Origin of the sequence: Sporosarcina sp. GW1-11, from assembly GCF_033088395.1 — a bacterium.
Taxonomy (GTDB): Bacteria; Bacillota; Bacilli; order Bacillales_A; family Planococcaceae; genus Sporosarcina.
The window spans coordinates 31,071-53,427 of sequence record NZ_JAPMIW010000011.1 but is presented as its reverse complement, the minus strand read 5'-3'; the positions used below and the strand labels follow the sequence as shown (position 1 = coordinate 53,427).

At 39.1% G+C, this 22,357-nt stretch carries 23 protein-coding genes and 1 pseudogene; 6 read left to right on the top strand and 18 right to left on the bottom strand.

The window, feature by feature from the left end; all coding sequences use genetic code 11:
* Positions 1–34: 34 nt before the first annotated feature.
* From ORD22_RS08715 to ORD22_RS08665, 11 genes are all read right to left on the bottom strand, one after another.
* Positions 35–547 (bottom strand): YcxB family protein, encoded by a 513-nt coding sequence (locus ORD22_RS08715; RefSeq protein WP_317645558.1) that lies wholly within the window; start codon positions 545–547, stop codon positions 35–37.
* Positions 531–1,121 (bottom strand): histidine phosphatase family protein, encoded by a 591-nt coding sequence (locus ORD22_RS08710; protein WP_317645557.1) that lies wholly within the window; start codon positions 1,119–1,121, stop codon positions 531–533. Before ORD22_RS08710 ends, ORD22_RS08715 begins: the two co-directional genes overlap by 17 nt.
* An 11-nt stretch (positions 1,122–1,132) precedes the next feature.
* On the bottom strand, positions 1,133–2,305 hold the full coding sequence (locus ORD22_RS08705) for an MFS transporter (protein WP_317645556.1): 1,173 nt from the start codon (positions 2,303–2,305) through the stop codon (positions 1,133–1,135).
* A gap of 97 nt (positions 2,306–2,402) precedes the next feature.
* A complete protein-coding gene (locus tag ORD22_RS08700; protein ID WP_317645555.1) occupies positions 2,403–3,080 on the bottom strand; it encodes a peptide-methionine (S)-S-oxide reductase in 678 nt (225 codons plus the stop codon).
* Positions 3,081–3,156: 76 nt separating this feature from the next.
* On the bottom strand, positions 3,157–3,717 hold the full coding sequence (locus ORD22_RS08695; protein WP_317645554.1) for a GNAT family N-acetyltransferase: 561 nt from the start codon (positions 3,715–3,717) through the stop codon (positions 3,157–3,159).
* A gap of 448 nt (positions 3,718–4,165) precedes the next feature.
* Entirely contained in the window at positions 4,166–4,972 is an 807-nt protein-coding gene (gene ytvA, locus ORD22_RS08690) for a YtvA family blue-light photoreceptor (protein ID WP_317645553.1), read from the bottom strand.
* A 143-nt stretch (positions 4,973–5,115) separates the two neighbouring features.
* A complete protein-coding gene (locus ORD22_RS08685) occupies positions 5,116–6,051 on the bottom strand; it encodes an ABC transporter ATP-binding protein (RefSeq protein ID WP_317645552.1) in 936 nt (311 codons plus the stop codon).
* Positions 6,051–7,115, bottom strand: a complete 1,065-nt coding sequence (locus ORD22_RS08680; protein ID WP_317645551.1) for an ABC transporter ATP-binding protein — start codon at positions 7,113–7,115, stop codon at positions 6,051–6,053. Before ORD22_RS08680 ends, ORD22_RS08685 begins: the two co-directional genes overlap by 1 nt.
* Before the next feature lie 15 nt (positions 7,116–7,130).
* Positions 7,131–8,156 (bottom strand): oligopeptide ABC transporter permease, encoded by a 1,026-nt coding sequence (gene opp3C / locus ORD22_RS08675; RefSeq protein ID WP_317645550.1) that lies wholly within the window; start codon positions 8,154–8,156, stop codon positions 7,131–7,133.
* A complete protein-coding gene (gene opp3b, locus ORD22_RS08670) occupies positions 8,156–9,088 on the bottom strand; it encodes an oligopeptide ABC transporter permease (protein WP_317645549.1) in 933 nt (310 codons plus the stop codon). Before opp3b ends, opp3C begins: the two co-directional genes overlap by 1 nt.
* A gap of 164 nt (positions 9,089–9,252) precedes the next feature.
* Positions 9,253–10,980, bottom strand: a complete 1,728-nt coding sequence (locus tag ORD22_RS08665; RefSeq protein ID WP_317645547.1) for a peptide ABC transporter substrate-binding protein — start codon at positions 10,978–10,980, stop codon at positions 9,253–9,255.
* Between the two features lie 191 nt (positions 10,981–11,171).
* Between ORD22_RS08665 and ORD22_RS08660 the strand changes: the two genes are divergently transcribed.
* Positions 11,172–11,516 (top strand): DUF3899 domain-containing protein, encoded by a 345-nt coding sequence (locus tag ORD22_RS08660; RefSeq protein WP_317645545.1) that lies wholly within the window; start codon positions 11,172–11,174, stop codon positions 11,514–11,516.
* Positions 11,517–11,647: 131 nt separating this feature from the next.
* On the opposite strand, the gene ORD22_RS08655 is transcribed toward ORD22_RS08660, so the two are convergent.
* A complete protein-coding gene (locus ORD22_RS08655; protein ID WP_317645543.1) occupies positions 11,648–12,166 on the bottom strand; it encodes a YusW family protein in 519 nt (172 codons plus the stop codon).
* 90 nt (positions 12,167–12,256) lie between these two features.
* Between ORD22_RS08655 and ORD22_RS08650 the strand changes: the two genes are divergently transcribed.
* The 3 genes and pseudogenes from ORD22_RS08650 (at position 12,257) to ORD22_RS08640 (ending at position 13,493) form a co-directional block, all read left to right on the top strand.
* Positions 12,257–13,174, top strand: a complete 918-nt coding sequence (locus tag ORD22_RS08650; RefSeq protein WP_317645542.1) for a catalase — start codon at positions 12,257–12,259, stop codon at positions 13,172–13,174.
* A 71-nt stretch (positions 13,175–13,245) separates the two neighbouring features.
* Positions 13,246–13,416: pseudogene (locus ORD22_RS08645) on the top strand (purine-cytosine permease family protein); the annotation flags it as partial.
* A complete protein-coding gene (locus ORD22_RS08640) occupies positions 13,350–13,493 on the top strand; it encodes a hypothetical protein (RefSeq protein WP_317645615.1) in 144 nt (47 codons plus the stop codon). The pseudogene ORD22_RS08645 and the gene ORD22_RS08640, both read left to right, overlap by 67 nt.
* A gap of 67 nt (positions 13,494–13,560) precedes the next feature.
* Here ORD22_RS08640 and ORD22_RS08635 read toward each other — a convergent pair whose 3' ends face one another.
* From ORD22_RS08635 to ORD22_RS08615, 5 genes are read right to left on the bottom strand one after another with little or no spacing between them, the layout of a single operon-like run.
* Complete coding sequence (locus tag ORD22_RS08635; protein ID WP_317645540.1) at positions 13,561–14,985, bottom strand: glycosyltransferase family 2 protein; 1,425 nt, start codon at positions 14,983–14,985, stop codon at positions 13,561–13,563.
* A 4-nt stretch (positions 14,986–14,989) separates the two neighbouring features.
* Positions 14,990–16,024 carry a HEAT repeat domain-containing protein gene (locus tag ORD22_RS08630; protein ID WP_317645539.1) on the bottom strand — a complete coding sequence of 345 codons (1,035 nt, stop codon included), beginning with the start codon at positions 16,022–16,024 and terminating at the stop codon, positions 14,990–14,992.
* A complete protein-coding gene (locus ORD22_RS08625) occupies positions 16,017–16,859 on the bottom strand; it encodes a response regulator (RefSeq protein WP_317645537.1) in 843 nt (280 codons plus the stop codon). Before ORD22_RS08625 ends, ORD22_RS08630 begins: the two co-directional genes overlap by 8 nt.
* Positions 16,860–16,899: 40 nt before the next feature.
* Complete coding sequence (locus ORD22_RS08620; protein ID WP_317645536.1) at positions 16,900–18,615, bottom strand: hypothetical protein; 1,716 nt, start codon at positions 18,613–18,615, stop codon at positions 16,900–16,902.
* On the bottom strand, positions 18,593–19,678 hold the full coding sequence (locus ORD22_RS08615; protein WP_317645535.1) for a hypothetical protein: 1,086 nt from the start codon (positions 19,676–19,678) through the stop codon (positions 18,593–18,595). The genes ORD22_RS08620 and ORD22_RS08615 overlap by 23 nt, the downstream gene beginning before the upstream one ends.
* Positions 19,679–19,886: 208 nt before the next feature.
* Between ORD22_RS08615 and ORD22_RS08610 the strand changes: the two genes are divergently transcribed.
* Positions 19,887–20,771, top strand: a complete 885-nt coding sequence (locus tag ORD22_RS08610; protein WP_317645533.1) for an amidase — start codon at positions 19,887–19,889, stop codon at positions 20,769–20,771.
* A gap of 68 nt (positions 20,772–20,839) precedes the next feature.
* Here the strand turns inward: ORD22_RS08610 and ORD22_RS08605 are convergent, their stop codons facing one another.
* The gene (locus ORD22_RS08605) at positions 20,840–21,352 is read right to left on the bottom strand and encodes a flavin reductase family protein (RefSeq protein ID WP_317645532.1); all 513 of its coding nucleotides are present in this window, start codon (positions 21,350–21,352) and stop codon (positions 20,840–20,842) included.
* Positions 21,353–21,716: 364 nt separating this feature from the next.
* On the opposite strand from ORD22_RS08605, the gene ORD22_RS08600 reads away from it, so the two are divergent.
* The gene (locus ORD22_RS08600) at positions 21,717–22,277 is read left to right on the top strand and encodes a TetR/AcrR family transcriptional regulator (RefSeq protein WP_317645531.1); all 561 of its coding nucleotides are present in this window, start codon (positions 21,717–21,719) and stop codon (positions 22,275–22,277) included.
* The last annotated feature ends 80 nt before the right edge of the window (positions 22,278–22,357 follow it).

Here is a 22,357-nt window from a genome sequence, read left to right as displayed (position 1 = left end):
AGAAAGTCAGGGCTACTGAAGCTTCTGACTTTTTTTATAGTTTAATTCGTTTTTCTACGTAAGCCTTTAAACCATCCACAGAATATACGTGACGCTTCGGTAAGATGTATGCGCTCACTGTACTCGTGAATATGTAAATATAATCTGTGTCCTCTATCATACGCTGTATACCACCCCACTGTACTTGCGTCTCGCCCATTGATGTTTTATCGGTAATACCAGCTTTATTCATCTTCATAGAATGTTCGCCGATCAGTCCATCATTTTTTCCTTCTTTCAACATCTTACGTACTTGCCGCGTAATGTGGAAATAGAAATACTTCGGGTAAAGAAGCACCCATACAATCGCAGTCAATCCGAAAACAACAAACAAAGGACCTTTTGCCATATCCGTAAAAACAGATAAAAAGTAAGCAAACAATAAGAATATCATAGGAGATACAAAGCGTTGCCACTGCAATGAATTCTTTCCGACTTTGGAGTTTTTCACGTGATATAAATTAAATGCTACAACATCTTCTTCTGTTAACTCATATTGGATTTCCATCGAGTCCTCCTACCAAGTGTGACGTATCATTCAATAACGCACAACTTTTAGTTTCTACATCAATTACAGTCAATGAAGTATTATCAATCGTGATCGCATACTTTTGATCTCCCATTAGCGCCATAATGATTCGTTTCAGAAAACTACCATGACTAACAACTAGAATCCGTTGATTTGAATTTCTCTTTATTTGTTCCTTTACAAACTCCATACCTCTAGCCACCACACTTTCTGCTGTTTCGGATTGCAAATCCAATTCGCGCCACTTCAATCCCCACTTTTGTTGACGTTCTTGCTCTGTCGTCCCTTCAATCAATCCACCGCTTCTTTCACGCAGACGATGGTCTTCTACCACTTCTATATGTAGCTCCGTCGCAAGTATATCTGCTGTTTGTCTTGCACGAGTCATCGGGCTAGTGAAAATAATATCCCACTCTTCAGCCGCAAGACGCCTCGCCAACTTTTCAGCCGTTGCTATTCCTTCTTCATCCAATGGAATATTAGAGTTTCCTTGGACGCGACCTTCTTTATTCCACGCAGTCACACCATGTCGAACAAAGCCGATAATGGTCAACGAAATCCCTCCTATATATTTGCTTTACATGCAGGTGTCTTCTTGATCCATAAATAGTTTAAGATGACGCCTAGTAATAATATGAATGCACCGAAATAAAATGGGTAATCGACATCAATGTCGAATAATGCACCGCCGATAACGGGTCCAAATACATTACCAATACTCGTGAACATAGAATTCATACCTCCAACAAATCCTTGTTCATTGCCAGCAATTTTTGACAAATAAGAAGTCGCTGCTGGCCGTATTAAGTCGAATCCGACAAAGATGATAATCGTTACAGCGAGTACGGCAAAATACCCTTTAACAACTGTCGCCAAAAAGACCATAGCCGCAGAAAAGATTAAACTAAAGAAAATCAGCCGCTTCTCGCCTATCACTCTTGAAAGTTTATCAAACAACAACACTTGAGCGAGCGCACCGACTATTCCACTTCCTGTAATAATGATCGCAATGTCTTTAGGTGTGAAAGCGAATTTATGATCCACAAACAAACTAAATACTGATTCGAACGAAGCTAGTCCAAATGACAAGATGAAAATAATGACGAATACGATAAAGTAATGGCTGGCAAACACGCGCTTCCACCCTGGCTTACTTCCATCTTCCGCTATAACTTCCTCATAGCGCTCTGGTTCCCGTAGCATAATAAATGAAAAAATTGCCGCAAATAAAGCTAGTCCAGCTGCGAAGAAGAATGGCACACGCGTACCAAAATCCGCTAAAAACCCACCAATCCCAGGACCGAGAATAAATCCTGTCGAAATCGCTGCAGACATGTATCCTAATGCTTTTGAACGTGTTTCCATTGTCGTAATATCCGCGATAAATGCGGTAACAGCCGGCATGATGAACGCTGCACTAATACCACCTAAAATTCGAGAGCCGAACAATACAGTCAACGATTGACCTACACCAAATAAAAACTCGGACGCACTAAAAATGATCAAACCTATAACGATCATCTTTTTTCTACCGAATGTATCGACCCATCTTCCTGCAAATGGCGAAGTCAGTAGTTGCGCCATCGCAAATACTGCTACCATATAGCCGACACCCGTCCCAGATATATGTAATTCATTCATTAACGTTGGCATGACCGGTATGATGAGACCGATGCCAAAAAATGCAATTAGCAAATTTGTTAACAGCAACCATAATGTAATGGATTCTTTTTTCATGTCCATTTCTCCCACGTTCATTCTAAGTTGATATTTCCCAATGATAGCAAGCAGTGAACTAAGTTACAAGAAGAAAGTAAGCATAAAATTTCATGTTTCACCATTTAATGTTCGAGAATTTCTCAATCACTTGCTGTCGTGTTATTTCGGGTATATTCCAACTTTTGATATCAGCTACAATTTGTTCGCGGGTACCGAAACCTTTCACAAATCCGTTAAGTCTAGTTGCGAATGTTGAGTTCAATAATAACTCTTCTAATGGATAAAAATCCTTCAATTGCTCAAGCACGCCAGGATAGCGTTTTAAATAATATTTTTGATGGCGTTCTTCTGCTAGCGTGAAATGATCCAGCCGTGTGATCTCAGTCTCAATCAGCTCCCCCAGCTCTACTTCCATCTTTGCTTTCACTTGTTCCATCATGGACTTTTGCTTTTCATCCCGATAGCGTAAAGAGGACAAATATTGCCGCCCTTTATATTGATCACGATTCGGATAATGATTGCGCCAAAAATGAAATAGTATCTCTTCGAATCTGATGATGTCAGGATCAAAATCAATTTCAACAGTCTCAGTATGATATCCGATTGTCTTATATGTAGGCGCTTCGGTCGTACCACCAGCATAGCCAACACGCGTCCGAATGACACCTGGCAAACTTCCAAAACGCGCTTCAGGACCCCAGAAGCATCCCATTCCGAACGTCGCAGTTTCCAATTTCTTATTATACGTTAGGCCATTTTCAATATCTGTAATTATACGCAATATACGGTTCACCCTTTCAACCTCATTATTTAAATAAGTGAGACAAAAAACGGAATCCTGTTTTCGGAGGACTCCGTTTTGATCACGCTTATTCCAAATCCCTTTTACTTTTCTTCCAATCTTCCTCCAACATACTGTAGATGACTAAATCATGAAAGTGGTCATACAAAAATTCTCCATCACGGATTACGCCTTCTTCTATAAAACCAAGACGCTTAGGGACAGCACGACTCTTTTCATTATCTACACCACATTTAATCTCTACTCTATGCAAACCATACTGATTGAAAGCTAAATCGACTAGTGCTTTCACAACGGCTGTCATAATTCCATTCCCTTGATAGCATTCTGCTAACCAATAGCCAATACTAGTTTGCTTATTCGTATAATCTACGGAATGAAAACCAGCAATGCCAACTAGTTCGCCGTTAAATACAATTCCAGCCTGAAAACCATCTTCTTCTGCAAACTGCTGTAGCCAGGCAGTAATGATAGGTCCATAGGTTTCTACACTTGTCATGGAGTCCACCCAAGGCAACCACTGTCTAAGGTGCTCTCTAGATTGATCTACCAAATGATATAATTCTTTCGCATCTTTCTGCTGCATTAATTTCAAGGAAATCTCAGCAGACACTTGATGTACAAACATCATTTATCTCCTCTCACTCCATTTTATTCATCCCTTATATCCAACTCCATCATCCAAGCAAACTGAGTGGCTTGTCGGGTAGAGACGATACAACCATCTAAATCTTTAATAGAAATCGTCAAACAATTAAATTTTGAAGTTTGTATTTCTACATTTTTCAGCTAACACCTAATGAATTTTAACCGTTCCCATTTATTATGAACAAATCTGGTAATGAAGTATGCTGAAAACTAGAGTTTTTAATGAAAGCATTGGTTAGATAGGCACGTTCTACAGTTTCTTCATCAATTCTCGAATCGACTATCATACATTTTTGTCAGAAAGGATCGTCCTAGTTGAATAATTCTTACAAATTACCTAGCATTAATTGCTCCGAAACTTTTGGTTGATTCCATTTCATGAAAATTCGCCTTCCTAACAAACTGTGACTACATAAAAAAACTATTTATCACATTTCCTTGGCTTGAATATAATGAATCGCTTGCTGAATACTACCAAACGTTGTCAAATATTGATTGTATTCTTTAGACATCGCTAACTCGTGTGCAAGCTTTGGTGATACACCTGTTATATAGAGCTGGCTACCCATTAGCCTTAGAACTTCTTTTATTTCAACGAAACGATAAATGGGTGTATCTTCTTGCCAATGCAAACCTGTAATATCAATCATCACATGATCAATAGCCTGTGTGTGGACATAGTTACTTAATTTCATAATTAACAGAGTAAAGCGCTCTTCATTCATTTTCCCTATTAAAGAAACCGCGGCCAAATTATTGAATATTTTCATAATAGGTAGCATCAGTTGTTCTATTTCTGAGTCTTTCGTATGCAATTCCTCAATTTGTCTGTATTGTACGGAGACGTCAGTCTGTGTTCCAATAAAATAAGTGGCCTTCTCTATTGTAATGGGTCGAATACTAAGACGGTTCCAAAATAGCTTTCCATCTTTTTTATAGTTTTTCATCACAATTGTAATAGGAACCTTTTCAGCAATGGCCCTTCTCACTTGCATTATCGAAGACTTATCCGTTTCTTCCCCTTGAAGGAATCTACAGTTACGTCCTAATACCTCCTGTTGCGTATAGCCAGTCAGTGTTTCAAATGTTTTATTCGTATGAATAATAGGGTTATCCTCTTGCGAAGGATCTGTTACCAACGTTCCTACTCGACTACCATTAAGCATTGCTTCTAATAATTGTCTTTGAACTGTCTCTGTTAATTTTTTAATATAGATCACATCCTTACGTTTCAACTCCTCTTTCTATCGTAGCATATTGCCAATCACATTGTAAAAATAATTAGAATAATCTATCAATACATAAAGGTAGAAACACTATTTTATTTCAACCGTTTTTAAAAAACCTCTGACGTAATTTCGTCAGAGGATCATTAGTTTTACTTTATACAAGCTGCTTGCATCTTCACAAATTCCTTCTCTGAACACAAGACAAAGTGTTCAGGAGCAATTTCACGAAATTCTACTTTTTCATCCGGTCCATAGTTATGCTCGTCCGGACTATACGGCTTTCGTACCCGCGTGCGTTCATAAATCGGATCTGGAAGTGGAATCGCAGACAGCAGTGATTTTGTATAGGCGTGCATCGGATTACGATACAATTCATCAGCTGGTGCCATTTCAACTAGCTTCCCAAAATACATAACGCCAATCCGATCCGAAATATATTTAACCATCGACAAATCATGTGCGATGAATAAATATGTCAGACCTTTTTCTTCTTGGAGATCCTTCAGCAAATTGACTACTTGCGCTTGAATAGAAACATCCAGTGCAGAAATCGGTTCATCAGCAATGATGAATTCTGGTTCTACCGCTAGTGCACGTGCGATACCAATACGCTGACGCTGACCACCTGAGAACTCATGTGGATAACGCTCAGCATGCTCACGGTTCAAGCCAACAGTTTCCAGCAAATCGATTACACGATTTTTACGCTCCGTTTTACCTTTGACTAACCCATGGATGTCGAGACCTTCCGCTATAATATCCATTACTTTCATTCGTGGATTTAACGAAGCATAGGGATCTTGGAAGATCATTTGCATTTTCCTATTCAACGCTAGGCTTTCTGACTTACTTTTAGGTGCATGAACATCGACACCGTCATATAGCACTTGACCAGCAGTCGCGTCATATAAACGAATCATTGTCCGTCCTGTCGTAGACTTCCCACAACCTGATTCCCCAACTAAACCGAACGTTTCCCCACGCTTAATGGAAAAACTAATATCATCGATCGCACGTACTTCGGAAGACTTACCCGCATTGAAATATTGCTTGAGATTTCGTACTTCAATTAATTGATCCGCCATCACATAGTACCTCCAGTTTTTTCGACATAGTATCGGCTACCTGGGAATGTTTTCATCCGCTCAATAATTACAGCAGGCGGTTCAACTTGTGGTGCTTGCGGATGCAATAACCATGTTGCCGCATAATGCGTATCGCTCACCTTGAAAAATGGTGGCTGGCGTTCCATATCGATTTTCAACGCATATTCACTACGTAATGCGAATGCATCTCCTACTGGCGGGTTCAATAAATCTGGTGGTGTACCAGGAATCGCATATAATTTTTGATCTGCCAAATCCATCGAAGGCATCGAGCTCAACAATCCCCATGTGTACGGGTGCTGTGGATTATAGAAGATTTCATCTACTGTACCAATCTCCACAATTTTCCCTCCGTACATGACCGCTACACGATCGGCCACATTCGCGACAACCCCTAGATCATGCGTGATAAAAATAATTGATGTATCAATTTTCTTCTGAATCTCTTTCATAAGTTCGAGAATCTGTGCTTGGATTGTAACGTCAAGTGCTGTCGTTGGCTCATCCGCAATCAAAATCTTCGGATTACATGCCAGTGCAATCGCGATAACGATACGCTGACGCTGACCACCTGAAAATTGGTGTGGATACATTTTATAGCGACTATCTGCATTCGGTATACCAACTAGTTTCAATAACTCAATCGTTTTCTGACGCGCTTCTGATTTGCTTACTTTCTGGTGCTTCAAGATTGGCTCCATGATCTGTTTACCGATCGTCATCGTTGGATTCAATGAAGTCATCGGATCTTGGAAAATCATTGAAATATCTTTCCCACGGATCCTCTGCATCTCTTTTTCGGAAACCTTAGTCAAATCTTTTCCTTCGAATAAGATTTCACCATTTTTATATTCCGCACTTGATTTTGGAAGCAGTCGCATGATAGATTTCGTCGTAACTGATTTACCAGATCCCGACTCTCCAACAATTGCGAGCGTCTCTCCTTTGTACAAATCAAAGTTTACACCACGGATTGCTTTCACTTCACCACCAAATGTATGGAAGGAAAGCTCAAGGTCTTTTACTTCTAAAATTTTTGTCAACTGGCTCTCCTCCTCTTAATCTTTCATCTTCGGATCGAGTGCATCGCGTAAGCCATCACCTATCAAGTTAAAGGCAATCATCAAAATACTAATGACAAGCGCTGGGAATAACAAGACATACGATTGGTGCTCCATCACTTTATACCCATCATTTATCAATGTACCGAGTGACGCGGCTGGTGGCTGAAGTCCAATTCCGATAAAGCTTAGGAATGCTTCGAAGAAAATCGCGTTTGGAATCGTAAACATCGTGTTAATGATAATAATCCCAAGCATATTTGGTAATATATGCTTCGTGACAATCTTGCCGTCTTTAGAACCAAGCGTACGTGAAGCGAGTACGAATTCCTGTGATTTATATTTCAATGTTTGAGCACGCACAATTCGCGACATCCCAATCCATCCGGTAATAGTTATTGCGATAATGATAGCGGTAATTCCCGGTTTCATTATCATGATCATCAAAATTACGACAACTAATGTCGGGATTCCGATCAATACTTCAACGATTCTCTGCATAATATCGTCTGTTCGACCTCCGAAATAGCCTGAGATCAGACCATATGCAACACCGATGACTACGTCGATCGCTGCCGCAACGAATGCGATGAATAAGGAAACTTGCGTACCGAGCCATAGACGCGTGAATAAATCACGGCCTAGTCCGTCCGTACCAAACCAATAATATTCATCTACTTTTTTCATTTCATATAAATCTACCTTTTTCCCACCCAAATTACCGACACCATCGAAAATTCCCATCTGTTCAATACCTGGTATTTTAGGAGGTAAATTAGCGTGTCGTAAGTTTTGAGCATCGCCTGCATGTCCATTCAAATGTGGACCTATGAGCGCCATAAGGACTATCAACACGAGAACGAACACACTTACGATAGCTGCTTTATTTTTACGAAGACGTAGCCAGGCATCCTGCCAAAAACTTAAACTTGGTTTTTCAATACGTTCTGCTTTGTCACTATCAATCGTTATTCTTTCAAAATCTTCTTGAGGTAGTTGTTCTATTTCGAATTCTTTGCGCATTATCCCTTACCTCCAGACAAGCGGATACGTGGGTCGATGACACCATATAAAATATCCACGATAAAAATAACAACGATCAGGAAAACTGAGAACAATAAGGTTGTACCCATAATTGTCGCATGGTCATTTACCATGATTGACGATACGAATTGCTCCCCGATTCCAGGAATAGCAAATATTTGCTCTACAACAAGTGAACCCGTCACCAAACCTGCAGCTAGTGGTCCAAGAACTGTGATTAATGGAATTAACGCATTACGGAAAGCATGTTTGAATGCAATCTCAAAACCGTTTGCTCCCTTCGCTCTAGCTAATGTAATATAGTCAGAACTCAATACTTCAATCATCTCAGTCCGTATGAAACGCGCAGATAAAGCAAGAGGCCCCATTGCGAGTGCAAGCGATGGCAGGACACTTGATTTCCAACCGTCATTCCATAGACCGACGGGTAATAGTTGCCATTCAGAAGCGATCCAATACTGCAATAAAGACGCAAAAACAAAGGACGGAATAGAGATACCTAGTATCGCAAAAAAAGTACTTCCGTAATCCCAGAATGTATTTTGCTTCAATGCAGCAAGCATACCTAACAGGATCCCGACTAGAGTCCCGAAGACCATCGCTTGCGCTCCCAAGATGAGTGAAGGTTTCAATCGTGAAGCCAATAAGTCATTAACACTTTTCCCTTTGAACGCGAATGAAGTTCCTAAATCTCCCTTTGCTAAGTTTTTCATATAAATTGCGTATTGAACAGGCTTCGGCTTATCAATTCCATACTTCTTTTCAACAATCGCTTTTTGTGTATCATTCAATTTACTATACGAAGCAATTGGAGAACCTGGTAATGTTTGCATAAGGAAAAAAGAAGCTGTCGCAATTAACACTAGCGTAATAAACATATAAACTATGCGTTTTCCAATATACTTAACCACGTTACGTTACACCTCCACGGAGTTTCTATCTTAATGTCTACTAGCTTTTCGGCTTATCTCCAGTAAATTGTATCTTGGAAATATTCCAACTATTGCTTGCTACTAAAAAGAGAGTATATGGAATACAGCGCCCCATATACTCTCCCCTATTAAACTTTCAAGACTTACTTTTTACCTGAAATATACGCCCACTTGAAGCTGTAATCTGCTCCAAATGGATGATCCACTAAGCCTTTGAAGTGTGGCTTATGCAAGAAGATCAAACCACGTTGATAGATTGGTGCAATTGCTGCATCATCTTCAAGTAAGATTTTTTCAGCTTTTGCGAATGCTTCGTAACGTGCTTCAGGCTTAAGAGCCAAGTCACCTTTTGAATCTGCGATTAACTTATCATACTCTGGATTTGAGTATGACATCAAGTTGTTTGTTCCATCCGTTACGAATAGATCAAGGAATGAAATCGGGTCTTGGAAGTCAGGGCCCCATCCAGATACTTGAATATCATAATCTTGTTTACCGTCTAATTCTAGACGTACAGCGAAAGGTACTTCTTTCAATGAGATAGTAAGTCCTTCTAGGTTACCTTCTAATTGTGCTTTGAAGTACTCGTCCATTTTCTTAGAAAGTTCAGTGTCTCCACCAAGGATTTCTAAGTTAAGTGAATCTACTCCTAGTTCTTCCAAACCTTTTTTCCAATGTTCTTGTGCTTCTTCCACGTTGTATACTAGATGGTCGCCGCTTAGGTCACGGAAGTCTTTTCCGCTTTCATCAAATGCAAAGTTTGTTGGTACTATGAAGTTTGCAGGTAGTGAACCGTTGGCTAGAACTACATCAGCCATATCTTGCTTTTCAAATGCTTTTGCAATTGCCTTACGAATGTTTTCGTTAGCAAGTGGTGTTTTTGCACCGTCACGCTCTTGGTTAAACTTGAAGTAGAAAACAGATGTTTCCTCCTGGATTACTGCTTCCGGATCTTCAAGGTACTGCATTGCTAGGTCACCTGAAACGCCTGCGCGATCCAATTTACCGTCTTTATAAAGCTTCACTGCTGTAGCAGAATCTTTTACAACGTTTACATGAATTTCATCAAGTTTCACGTTATCTGCATCCCAATAATGCTCGTTCTTCTTGAAAGTCCAGCTGTCGCCAGTTCCATCCCAATTAGTTAAAACGAATGGACCGTTAGATAGTAGTCCGTCAGAGTTTGTAGCATACGCATCCGCTTTAGCTTTTACGAACTCTTCTTTCAATGGGTAGAATGTTCCGAATGACATAAGTGATAAGAAATAAGGTACTGGACGCTCAAGTGTTACTTCAAACGTCTTGTCGTCTACAGCTTTCACTCCAAGCTCAGACACTTCCATTTTTTCTTCAGAGATTTCTGTTGCGTTTTTAACTACACCAGACATCATGAATGGTCCGTAAGGCGAACCTGTTGCCGGATCGATTGCACGTTGCCAAGCATATACGAAATCATGTGCTGTTACAGGTGTTTCATCTGCCCACATTGCGTCACGTAGTTTGAATGTATAAACTAATCCATCCTCACTTACATCTGCTTCTTCAGCAGCCATTGCTGGTTCTGCAATGTTTTCTTGGTTCAAACGATATAAACCTTCATTAATGTTGTTTAGTACGTTAAACCCAACTGCGTCTTCAACAATTGATGAGTCAACGGATGGAATTGCAGCAGATTCAGCTAAGTAAAGTACTTGTTCAGCATCTGGCTCTCCAGCCTCGTCTTTCCCATGTGTTTGTTCAGTCGCCTGATCATCTTCTTTATCCCCATCTACTGCTGGCTTTTCTTCTTCTTTCTTTCCACCACACGCAGCTAGGAACATGCTTAGCACTAACGTTAGTGCCATGAGCAAAGCCCACTTTTTACTTTTCAAATCATTAACCTCCCCTTCAAAATAATCGATCGACTTGCTATTTCATTATACAAGAAAAACTTATAGATGTAAACGCTAACATTTTCATTATCTTAATTACAAAGTATTTTCAATGCATTAACACTTTTCATCAAAAGTCTTGTATGATAGACAATAGAAATCGACATTATTTTATGAAAAGAAGGATATCTATGAAATCTAATATTATTGTATTTTCAATTTCTCAATTGGTAATTATACTCTCGGCTTATTTAATCTACGGACAATTGTCACTGCTTGGATATATCAATGCGGCTTTTTTCGTCAGTGCGTTGTTGCTATTTATCGGTGGATCGATTTATATCATTCGTACAGGAGCGTTCGACTTTTTCGTTACAAGTACGCGAAAAGTGTTAGCTAGGAAAGGACAGCGAGAAGTGATCGAGTCCATGCGTCCGCCATCAGAAACATTCTCTGCTAATCCTGCGTGGTTTTTCATCGCCGGGATCCCAACCTTCGCACTTATGCTGTTAGCTTTGGTGATATATTATATTTAAAAAAGGTTGGGAAACTAACCAACAATAAAACCGGGCGAAACCAAGTTATAAGAACTTGGTCTCATCCGGTTTAAGTTTTGTTTTCTTAGGTTGTTACATAAGATTGTTTACTTGTATTCCATCCTCTTCCTTCATTTCCGATCTTCTACGTCTAACTTGCTTCCATCATTAAAATGAATCTCCACTTCGAACTTTTCGTAATTTGAGTCTAAACCGAAAGCTGTTAGTACTTGATCAATTGTTTCTTCTTTCGTGCTATCCTTCGTCAACTGCAATTGTTGGATTTTCGGATACAGAATATCGAATGCTTCTTGACCTTTTAGGTGGACGCCGTTCAATTCGTCTTCCACTTTCGCTTTGAACGGTTCATTATTGTCTTGCTCAATTTCCGCTTCGTACTCTTTGTCTCTACTATACGAAACATCTACATCGATTTCCTTAAATGAAAGTTTGCCCATATCTGCTTTCATTTTCTCTGTTGTTGCATCTGTTTGCTGTGATGTTGTACTCTCCACAGTGGTATTCGTGTCTGCTGGCTGTTCTACTTGTGCGGAGGGCGTTGGAACATCGACCGGTTCTTTCGTATTGCTACCGCATCCTGCAAGGACAATGGCCATAACCGATACAGTAGTCATCAATAATCGTTTCATTTATTATTCCTCCCTAGACATCTGATTTCTACTATAGTTTATCCAACTCTTTATTTTTTAATCGATTAGTTTTATTTTTTAAAGGGTATATTGATTGGTAAAGGAGTGATTCGCATAAATAATTATGATGAACTATGCGCTTCAGAAGCAATAGATGCGATTGAATCAGTAGCACAAGTAGAGGGAAACTTACGTCGGGCTCATGCCATGGGAGTGGCTTTTAATGCGACATTCAGGCCAACAGGTGCGGTGATTCCTTGGACAACTGCTGCGCATTTGCAAAAACAGGATGTACCGGCAATTGTACGTTTTTCACATAGTTCGCCAAGCGTGGATGCTAGTAAAAGACTGAATCCTGTTAAAGGAATGGCTGTCCGCTTTGAACTGCCTGAAGGTAACTATACAAATCTAGTAATGGCGAATGTACCGATTTTCATCAGCAAGACCCCCGAAGCATTTATCCGTTTACTACGTTCTTTCGATAAAGAGGCAAGCACTTGGAGCGAACGAATAGATGCATTGCTACATGACGCAAACTATAAAGCCTTCGCTACACTCTTAAAGAAACTGGAACCTTTACGAAATTTTGAATCCCTTCATTATTATGCTATTCATGCTTACATACTTGTCAATAAGGATCAGCACAAGCAAGCTGTTCGCTTTGAGTGGCTTCCGCTACCTTTAAATGATAGTAAAGTTGAAGGAAGTTCAATGGAGAATGAATTAATCAATAAGGTAGAGCAACAAAAAGTACAGTTTCGATTGCTCGCACAACTTGCTGAACCTGGTGATCCAATTGATGATCCAACAAAGGTATGGCCTAATGATCGCAAAAAGATTGAAGCCGGTATTCTGACATTGACCTCCCTTCGTTCCGACAATGCAGAAAGTATCGTATTTGATCCGACAGTCACTACATATGGTCTGGAATGCAGCGATGACCCTGTATTACATTTTCGTTCAGCAGCGTATGCAGAGTCCGCTAGACGGAGGGGCGTGATAGAGTAATTTACTAACAACTCTAGAACGTATACTTAGACAAGCTTCAAAAATGTTCTATTCTTATCTTCCTTGTTACAGCTATTGGATTTATTTCACAGATTTTCTGTTACGGCGTGATGGGTGGTATCGGAGGATCACTATTTACGATGTTGACGCAATTACGGATCAACGTCACAAATATTTGACGAAGATTTTGGGTCGTCGATACTGCTATCTCCGCTATCGCTCTGATGTTAGCTGGAATACTGACAGTTATAATAGCTATGGCGCGTACTATTTGGAACGCGAACCGATTGATATTACAGCCGATGATCGACTCGGATAAACTAGGAAATAAACATATAAACGCCTGATAAATCGGTAATTCGACCGAATCATCAGGCGTTTAATTATTATTCACTATCCTCGGATAATCCTCTACGTTTAATTTGTCCCCATTCTCGTTTACCACGTAGCGCACGCACAATGCCTTCTACTCTCCATATAATCGTTAGTGGTCGATACCAAAATACTTCTGTCAAAGAAAGCAAGACGAGACTAATCAGTTCTTCTATCTTAGGAAAGGTATTTCGACTCCACGCCTCAAGCAAGACCGATGCCATAGAAAACAATGAGCCATATAAAAGAAACGTAAGGCCTAATAATCCTGCGAACATGATATATACCTCGCCCATAAATAAGGAGATAATAAGATATACATAACCAACTAGTTCAATTAATGGGCCTAGCAGTTCTAAGAGTAAAAAGTATGGGTAAGATACAAGCCCCACCAATCCATATCTCGGATTAAATGCCATCGTTTTATGCAACCAAAGACTTTCTGCCAACCCCTGATGCCAGCGTCTACGTTGTGTCCGCAAATCCGCTAATGTATCTGGTGCTTCTGTCCAACAGATTGGATCAGCGGTGAATACAATTTCTTTGTTTTCATCCGAATCACCGATCGCCTTATGTAATTTCACGACCAGTTCCATATCCTCTCCAACAGTCTTAGTAGAGTACCCTCCTACTTCCAGCACAAATTTTTTAGTGAACACACTAAAAGCTCCAGAAATGATCAAAACAAGATTGAATCGACTTAACGCTATACGCCCCATAAGAAACGCACGCATATATTCCACGATTTGCATCTTAATTATGTTAGAAATTGGTAACCCTTCTCGTACCATCTGACCCATTTGTATGTCATAACCATTCGCAATTCGGACATTTCCTCCCGTAGCGACTACTTCTTTATTAGATTCCATAATTGGCTTCATCACGCGAAGTAATGACGTCCGATCCAACATAGAATCTCCATCAACCGAACAGAAATATGGATATTTCGATACATTAATTCCTGCATTTAACGCATCCGCTTTTCCACCATTTTCTTTCGTAATTAGTCGCAAATTCGGATGAATTTCAGATTGATATATCGCTTGAATTGGCTTCGTATCCAGTTGCTGATGAATGACTTTCTTAAGTGGTTTCATATCAAATTGTTTAATCACTAATGCTTCCGTTTCATCTGTAGACCCATCATTAACCACGAGAATTTCAAATTCCGGATACTCTAATGCTAGCAATGAATAAATATTACCTAAGACACCTACTTGTTCATTGTATGCAGGAACAATAACTGTAACCGGCTGGGTGTATATAAAATCCACCGCTTCTTCATCTGTAAGATTCTTTTGCAATTTTCTTTCCTTCGTTAACCGTATAAATGCAATAATCAACATCATTGTATAGACGAAAATTACAGCAAGCATATAAAACAGCAAAATGTATCCGACAAACGCAAACAGCGAGGAAGTAATAAGAGGTAAATTCATCAGATTACTCCTTTCCTAACATTTCCTCCGCCAAATCTACCGCAAATGCATCAGAAGAATTGGTAATGACGGAATCGAGTGCTTGTTGACCATTTTTCAACGACTTCATTGATTTTGCAGCTTGTAAACGGACTGCATAAGAGGAATCTGTAATAAGACGATTCAATACAGCTTCAGCTTGTTCCTGAGGTGAAAAAGCAAATATCTTCGCTGCCATTAAACGTTCTTCCCAAACAGTAGAACTTGCGAACTTTTCATATACGGAATAAGCATCTGCAACTTCTAACAACGCAATATTCTTTAGCGCACGAATTCGTAATTCTTGTATTGGACTATCTAAACAATGATGCATGAGCGGCAACCAATCCAAGTAGTGATTTGCTCCAACGATATCGAGTATCGTGAACTTCAACAAGTCTGGTAAGTCATCAAAGTCTTCGGCTAACAATTCAATTTGTGATTTATCCAATTCTACTAGTAGCCTTTTATAATCGAATTCACCAAGCGGTATTTTAGGATTGATATAATAAGGTGCGAAATCGGTTTGGAAATTCTTTGCTACGATTTTACAAAGTACTAGATATTCTTCTTTCGAATGAACTTTTTTCTCCAACTGCTTTATTATAGCATCGTGTAAAAATGTTAAATCGTATAAATAAATTTTATATAACACATTGATTCGAATACTTGGATTTCGATGCGTTAGTTGTTTGAGATAATAGGATTCCATATATTCACTAGCATAATCATTAATCTTTTTTGTAAGCTCTTCTGAGTCGAAATGATAACGTAACCTGAAAAATAATTCATCTACAGCTTCCATTTCTACTGCGTTTGCAGGTTTCAGCTGTTCTGGGGACAATTCATCATCAACTAGATAACTAATCCACTTTTCTTGATACCGTTCTATGTAATTCTGGATCGTCTTTTTTCTTTTCACTTGCCGCAAACGATAAAATATAAGCAAAAGAAATAGAAAGAGTAATACTAGAAATAGCAAGACAATAGCCAACATCAACAATAGTAGTATTCTATTCATGATAAATTCGGGTAAGCATTTTTTTTATTTTCGCTTCAAATAAACGTGGATTGAACGGCTTTAAGATGTACTCATCCACCCCATTTTCATAAGCATATAGCATTTCCGATTCACTTTTCCGCTTTGTCATCATAACAATATGATATTTTTGAGTATTCGGTCGTTGGCGTAATGCATAAAGAATATCAAGACCATTTTTTTTAGGTAGCACATCATTCATAATGACGAAATGGGTATGTGCAGTTTTATACCAATCCGATTCCAAGAACGTATAGCCATCATGAAAGATTCGAATATCTACTTCCAATTGAACAGAAGTTAATCGTTCCATTAACTTCTGAAGGACCATAGTCACCACAGGTTCCTCGTCGATAATGCTAACGCGTATTTGTTGCTTACTCAATATTCTAAATGTACGGTCTTTCACACATGTTGTATGCCCTTCGATTTGGACCGCGTGCTCCACTGCATCTAATCCTACTTTAACTACCTCTTTCCAACTGGTATTCCCATTTCTGATTTCCAGCACCGCAGCGGCAAGTGGATAGGAACGTACTTCCTCTGTTCTCGCTAGTCTTTCTATAAACACTTCCGCTTCCCCTTCTCCCGTATTTACCATCAAAATAATATCGGGTTGGCCGTCCGGAAAACGGAACATTATATCCGAATCCCGTAACTGACTCGTCAATAAATCCGTTGCGGACTCTTTGTTATCAGGACTTGTAACAAAGACTAATGTGAAAAATTGTTGGAAACGTCTTAACTTGGCCACTTGCCAAGTTAAAACGTTCGAAAAAATAGACGCATCCACCATATTATAAACTTCAGTTTTCATACCAATCACACTCCTTTATTTATTACCTTTAGTCGTGTTTTTAGAATTTCTTCAAATAAGCATTTACTTCAGGAACCAGCGAATTTTCAACCATGATATAATTCAGACCACTTTCTTTATCTAGTAGCGGAATGAGTATCTCTTCGTATTCACTGATCATTGGAAGTACAGTAAGCGAAATATGGTGTTCAGCGGCAAGAGCTTCTATTTCTTGTACTTCCTCGTCTGTACTTGTACTAATTGACCGTAGATAGATAATCTGTGCCACTCCATATGTATTAGCAAACGACAGATATTCCGATGGTTCAAGCATCGGACCTACTAGCAAGTTGCGTTCATGGCGTTTCGCTTCCCCCATAGCAAAAATAATGTCTTCAAATTCTTTTCCTCTTGTTTCAGAACCATATAATAGCCCCATAGCTAACCGCTTCACTTGTTTGTTTTGTTTAGTTGTCACCAAATACGTTAAACGCTTTTGCTCTTTAGCTTCTTTCACTTGACGATACTTTTCTTTCAAGTCAAGTTCATCCATTTGAACAAACTCTGTTATACCCATCGAACGTAATCGGTCACGCTCTACTTTATTCGGTTGACAACCAACTAACATTTTACGTCCAATCCATTCACTCGTGCCGCACTGTAACACAGGTGGCTGCGCTCCAACAATCGTATTACCCCAATCTACATACGTTTCTAGCATGGAGAGCGCTGGGCTATTGCCAAAATCATGGACATATACTTTATGATCCAGTGATTGAATATACTCTGCAACTCTATGTATTTCTTTTATAGTAGGTTGTTCCGCTACCGGCATCGAGGTATACTTCATTTGTAATTCAGCAACGACTTTTTTCTCTTCCATCGGCCATTTAGAATCTTGATCGTCTTTTAACATAGAAACTACTTCTACTACTTCACTACGCTTCACACGTGTAAACCACTCTTCTTCTGTAGGAAATGGTCCCATTACTATAGATTGTTCAGGAAAATAGAATAAACTTCCTCTTTCTAATGTTGTAGGTTGTAAAAATCGAAGTTTATATAGATCATTACCCGTTTCTTCATTGACCACTTGCTTAACTACATCTACACGGTGCCTACCTAGGTAGCAGTGGACATAGTATCTTTTGTCGTCCTCTTTAATTAACTCTCGTATACGCTCAATAGACTCTGAGTTATCCCCAACCCACGGCAACATAGGCAATGAATGCAACACTAGACCCGCATCTTCGGAAGAACGAATCTCCTTATCAAGCAACGGTTTTTCAATTGGTAATGCAGGGCTTAATAGAGTAATAACGCCATCATAGCCTTGAGCTTTCAACTGAATTAAATCTTCTTTTTCAGGATAGGGTCCAAATGTGAAACGCTCTCCTGCAACGACTTCACCTTGTGAGGATTGCACAAGACCACTGCCCGTATTCAAGAAGTAATAGAGTCCTACTACACAAAGTGCCATGGAGCACGCAACTATTGTCAATGTCAAACGCCAATGATTCTTTTTTACAATAAAAAAGTAATAGAAAAATGAAAGAATAAAACCAAACACAATCCAACCTAGAACAAAGTATTTCATTATATTATCTATTTTAAATTGAGACCAACCTCGATCTGTAAAACCTTGCTCAATTGGAACGACTGCAAATAACAAAAAGAGTATTCCGCCTCCGACTCCAAACGTGCTGAGAAAGACGAACCACAGCAACACCTTCAAATAAAATCGACTTTTAGGTTTACTTTTCAATTTGTTCACCATACTTTCTTTCTACCGCTTCATCTATAATCACTTCCATCATAGGAAAATATGTTAGCCAGTAAAATGACGAGACATCTTTTGCAAAGTATTTGTAAAAATTGTGTACACCTTCCCACTTAGTAAGTGGTTGCATGTCGAAATCGGCATAATCCCCCGCAAAATAATACGTCTGTTTATTTTCTTGATACAGTACAGCAGGAAATTTTTCAGGAATGCCAAGTTCTTGTAATACGCTACGGCTTTTTTCCGTTAAATCAAATGCATATGTCGCTAATACTTCTGTATTTCCCACAGGCTCTATCACATCAAACCAATAAGTATACGAAGAAGACTTCACTTTAGGGAACTTCTCTTCTCCTACAGATGTCAGTTGAAAACGTGGCGGTCTTTTACTCTCTTTACCATCAAGTACAGCGACTTGACCTGTTGTATGTACGAACGCCAAGCCCGGACCAACAAATAGCCAGTCCTCTCCGGTTTGTTGCTGATAACCCTCAATCAACCAATGAGGAATTTCGTCATTGGATAAATCAGGAAAGTGGCGACCAATCCACCCAGACCAATTCACACCCAGATTTTTCTGCATGATGCTACTAATTTCATCGCTAGTTGGAGATGCAAAACTATTAAACTCAGCAATTAATGTCGTATTTTGGTCTCTACTTGCCATCAATTCATTCCATTCCAATAACCCCATACCTCCGTAGATAAGCTCTGAACGCTCACCATCAGGGATCTTTTTCAAGTCATCACTAAAAACCCCATAGGTATCGGCGACGTAAATTAAATCAACTTTACGCGCACGATACGGCTCCATTTCTACTTGATCATACGGATCAAATCCATAGTAATTGTAGCCCAAATCATAAAACTCACCATCAGGTCGAACAATTTTTTTGCTATCTAGTATATGGAAAAAACCTTTGTGTTCTCTATAATCTTTTTTCGCCACCGTTTTATCAATCACTGCTATGTCCAGGACTTTCTCATCTTTGACAGACCAATATATTCTTGGCGACAATACTAGTAAAATTAAAATTAGAATAACAATGAGCTTTTTCACGATCAATTCCCTCCTTTATTCAATCGGTACCACCATATCTATTTACACTCTTTTATTCATATTACTATAAAATCACTAAATTTACAAAATATCCTTTAGTTAAATAATACTAGTATAGTAGGTTTCTTATGTTGTACAATATATATACTAGCCTAAATAACCATTTGTTATCTATTAATAAAAATTATTTTTAAAAGAGGGTGAGTAAATGTCTAAGAAAACAAAACTTATTTGGATCGCGGGGATCCTGTTGTTTTTTTCTAATTTTATCTGGCTAAAACCTATGCTGAACACGCGTGGAGAGCAACCCAAAGCGACTTGGTTATGGGATACACCTCAAATCGTAGATCAATCCGAGAACATCCTGGGATTTTTAGACAAGAATAACGTATCCTTGCTGTACTTACAAGTACATACTGACTTACCCGATGTTGTCTACCAACACTTCATCCAACGCGCGACCGCGTACGGCATCGAAGTTCACGCCCTTGATGGTGCACCTAATTGGGCTGGTAAACTTCAGTACACACAAAACTTTTTCCGCTGGCTAGAGCAGTATCAATCTGTTTCCGATAAATCTTCACAATTTTCGGGTATACATTTAGATATCGAACCATATCTACTGCCTAGCTGGGATTCAGATGTACAAAAAATAACTGAAAGCTATCAACAGACGATTCGATACGCTGAAGGCGAAGCTGCACTTTTGGGACTGCACTTCGGAATTGATATACCCTTTTGGTTTGATACTTCCTTCTATTCTAATTCATTCGGTGATGGGGTATTATCCGAGTGGCTCATTGATCATTCAGATAGTGTGATTGTGATGGCTTATCGAAATAAAGCAAAGGGTCCTAACGGAATCATAAGTCTTTCGCAAAGTGAAGTAGACTACGCACGATCAGTAGGAAAAGATATACGGATTGCTGCTGAAACTAGCAAAACGGAAGAAGGAGATTATCTATCATTCTTCGGGAAGAAGAATACGTATATGAATAATCATTTGAGGAAAGTCGAAGGTACATTCAAGCATAGTGACAACTTCAAAGGAATTGCTATCCATTCACTGGAAAGCTGGATGCAACGGAAGTAAATACAAGAATAATAGGTAGAAATAAAGCCGTTCCCAAATATGGGAACGGCTTTATCTGTATCGTTAAATTACGCTTTATCGTCCTGCCCATAAAATACCGGCGGCACAGATCCAAATACTCTGCGGTGATAAAGCATTGGGTCTTTCTGTTTGTCGATTTGCAGATCTACTACTTCCCCAATAATAACCGTGTGATCGCCCGCTTCTATCGTTTGGAACGTTTTACATTCAAATACACCAAATGCATCTTCAATAATTGGCACACCACGATCAGATAATTCCCATTTACATGTGGAGAAACGATCTTCTACACGACTAGCAAACGTGCTGCAAAGTTCTTGTTGATCTCCTGCAAGCACATGCACTGCGAACTTTCCGCCTTCCGTAAACGCCTTAATAGAAGAAACTCTATGATCAATAGACCACAATAAGAGCATCGGGTCTAACGAAACCGAAGCAAATGAATTGACCGTTAATCCAACAGGCGTCCCATCTTCTGTGACAGCAGTCACTACAGTGACTCCTGTTGGATAATTACCCATAATTTCTTTGAATAAATTTTGTTGTTCTTCTTTTTTCATAACACATTCTCTCCTTTATTGATAGGCTACATCCGAGTTACAAATCTAGTCTGCATTCCCTTCTACTAGCCGTTGCTCACTCTATCATAGCACTTCCATTACCTTTCTTCATTTTTCCCAACTTTTCTTTCAGTATATTCACAAAACGCTACAATGAGTGGCATGTTAGCGATAACTCTTTTACGTATACTAGAAAATCACCCCATATATGTCCATTTTCAGCTTTCTAATTAAGATAAATTACTTCCTACTAAGTGCTTGTCTTTGAATTTCATATCTAAATTCTTTATACTTAGAAGGTACAGTGAAAACTATATTTGTTTTCCTAGTTTTCACTCCTTATAAAAAGATAGGTGGACGATAAATGAAAGCCCGCATTATGAAAGCTTTTCTGGAAGAAATCCATGAAACGAGTATGAAGTTCACAATGGATGATTTAGCGAGACGACTTGGCATCAGCAAGCGTACATTATATCAACATTTTTCTTCAAAAACGGACATTTTAGATGCCATTATAGATTCTACATTGCATGAATTCGATGAAAAAACTGCATTGATTATTGCAGATCCATCACTTACCCTTATTGAAAAGATTAAAAAAGTTATAACGGTCATACCAAAATATAATGATTTTTATAACTGGCAAATTCTTGACCAGATGCGAAAGTCTCATCCTGCTCAGTGGGAACGAGTCCATGCTGCGTTAAATGAATGGGACGAACTACGCGGATTAATCGAACAAGGAATTCGTGAAGGATTGATTGCGGATCAGAATGTGTCTTTGCTGCTGAAGCTAATTATCGACGCAACAAATTCGACGTTGGATCGGAAATTTTTCTATGACAACAGCATAACAGTCACAGAAGCAATGGATTCCATAGTAGATATACTACTATTTGGGTTCATTAAGAAAACGAACGAGTGAGAAAGCATAGGAAATAAGGCTTTTTACTACATGAATAAACTAGAAAGCCAAGATCAGTTTTGCTGTTTTACAACTATTTG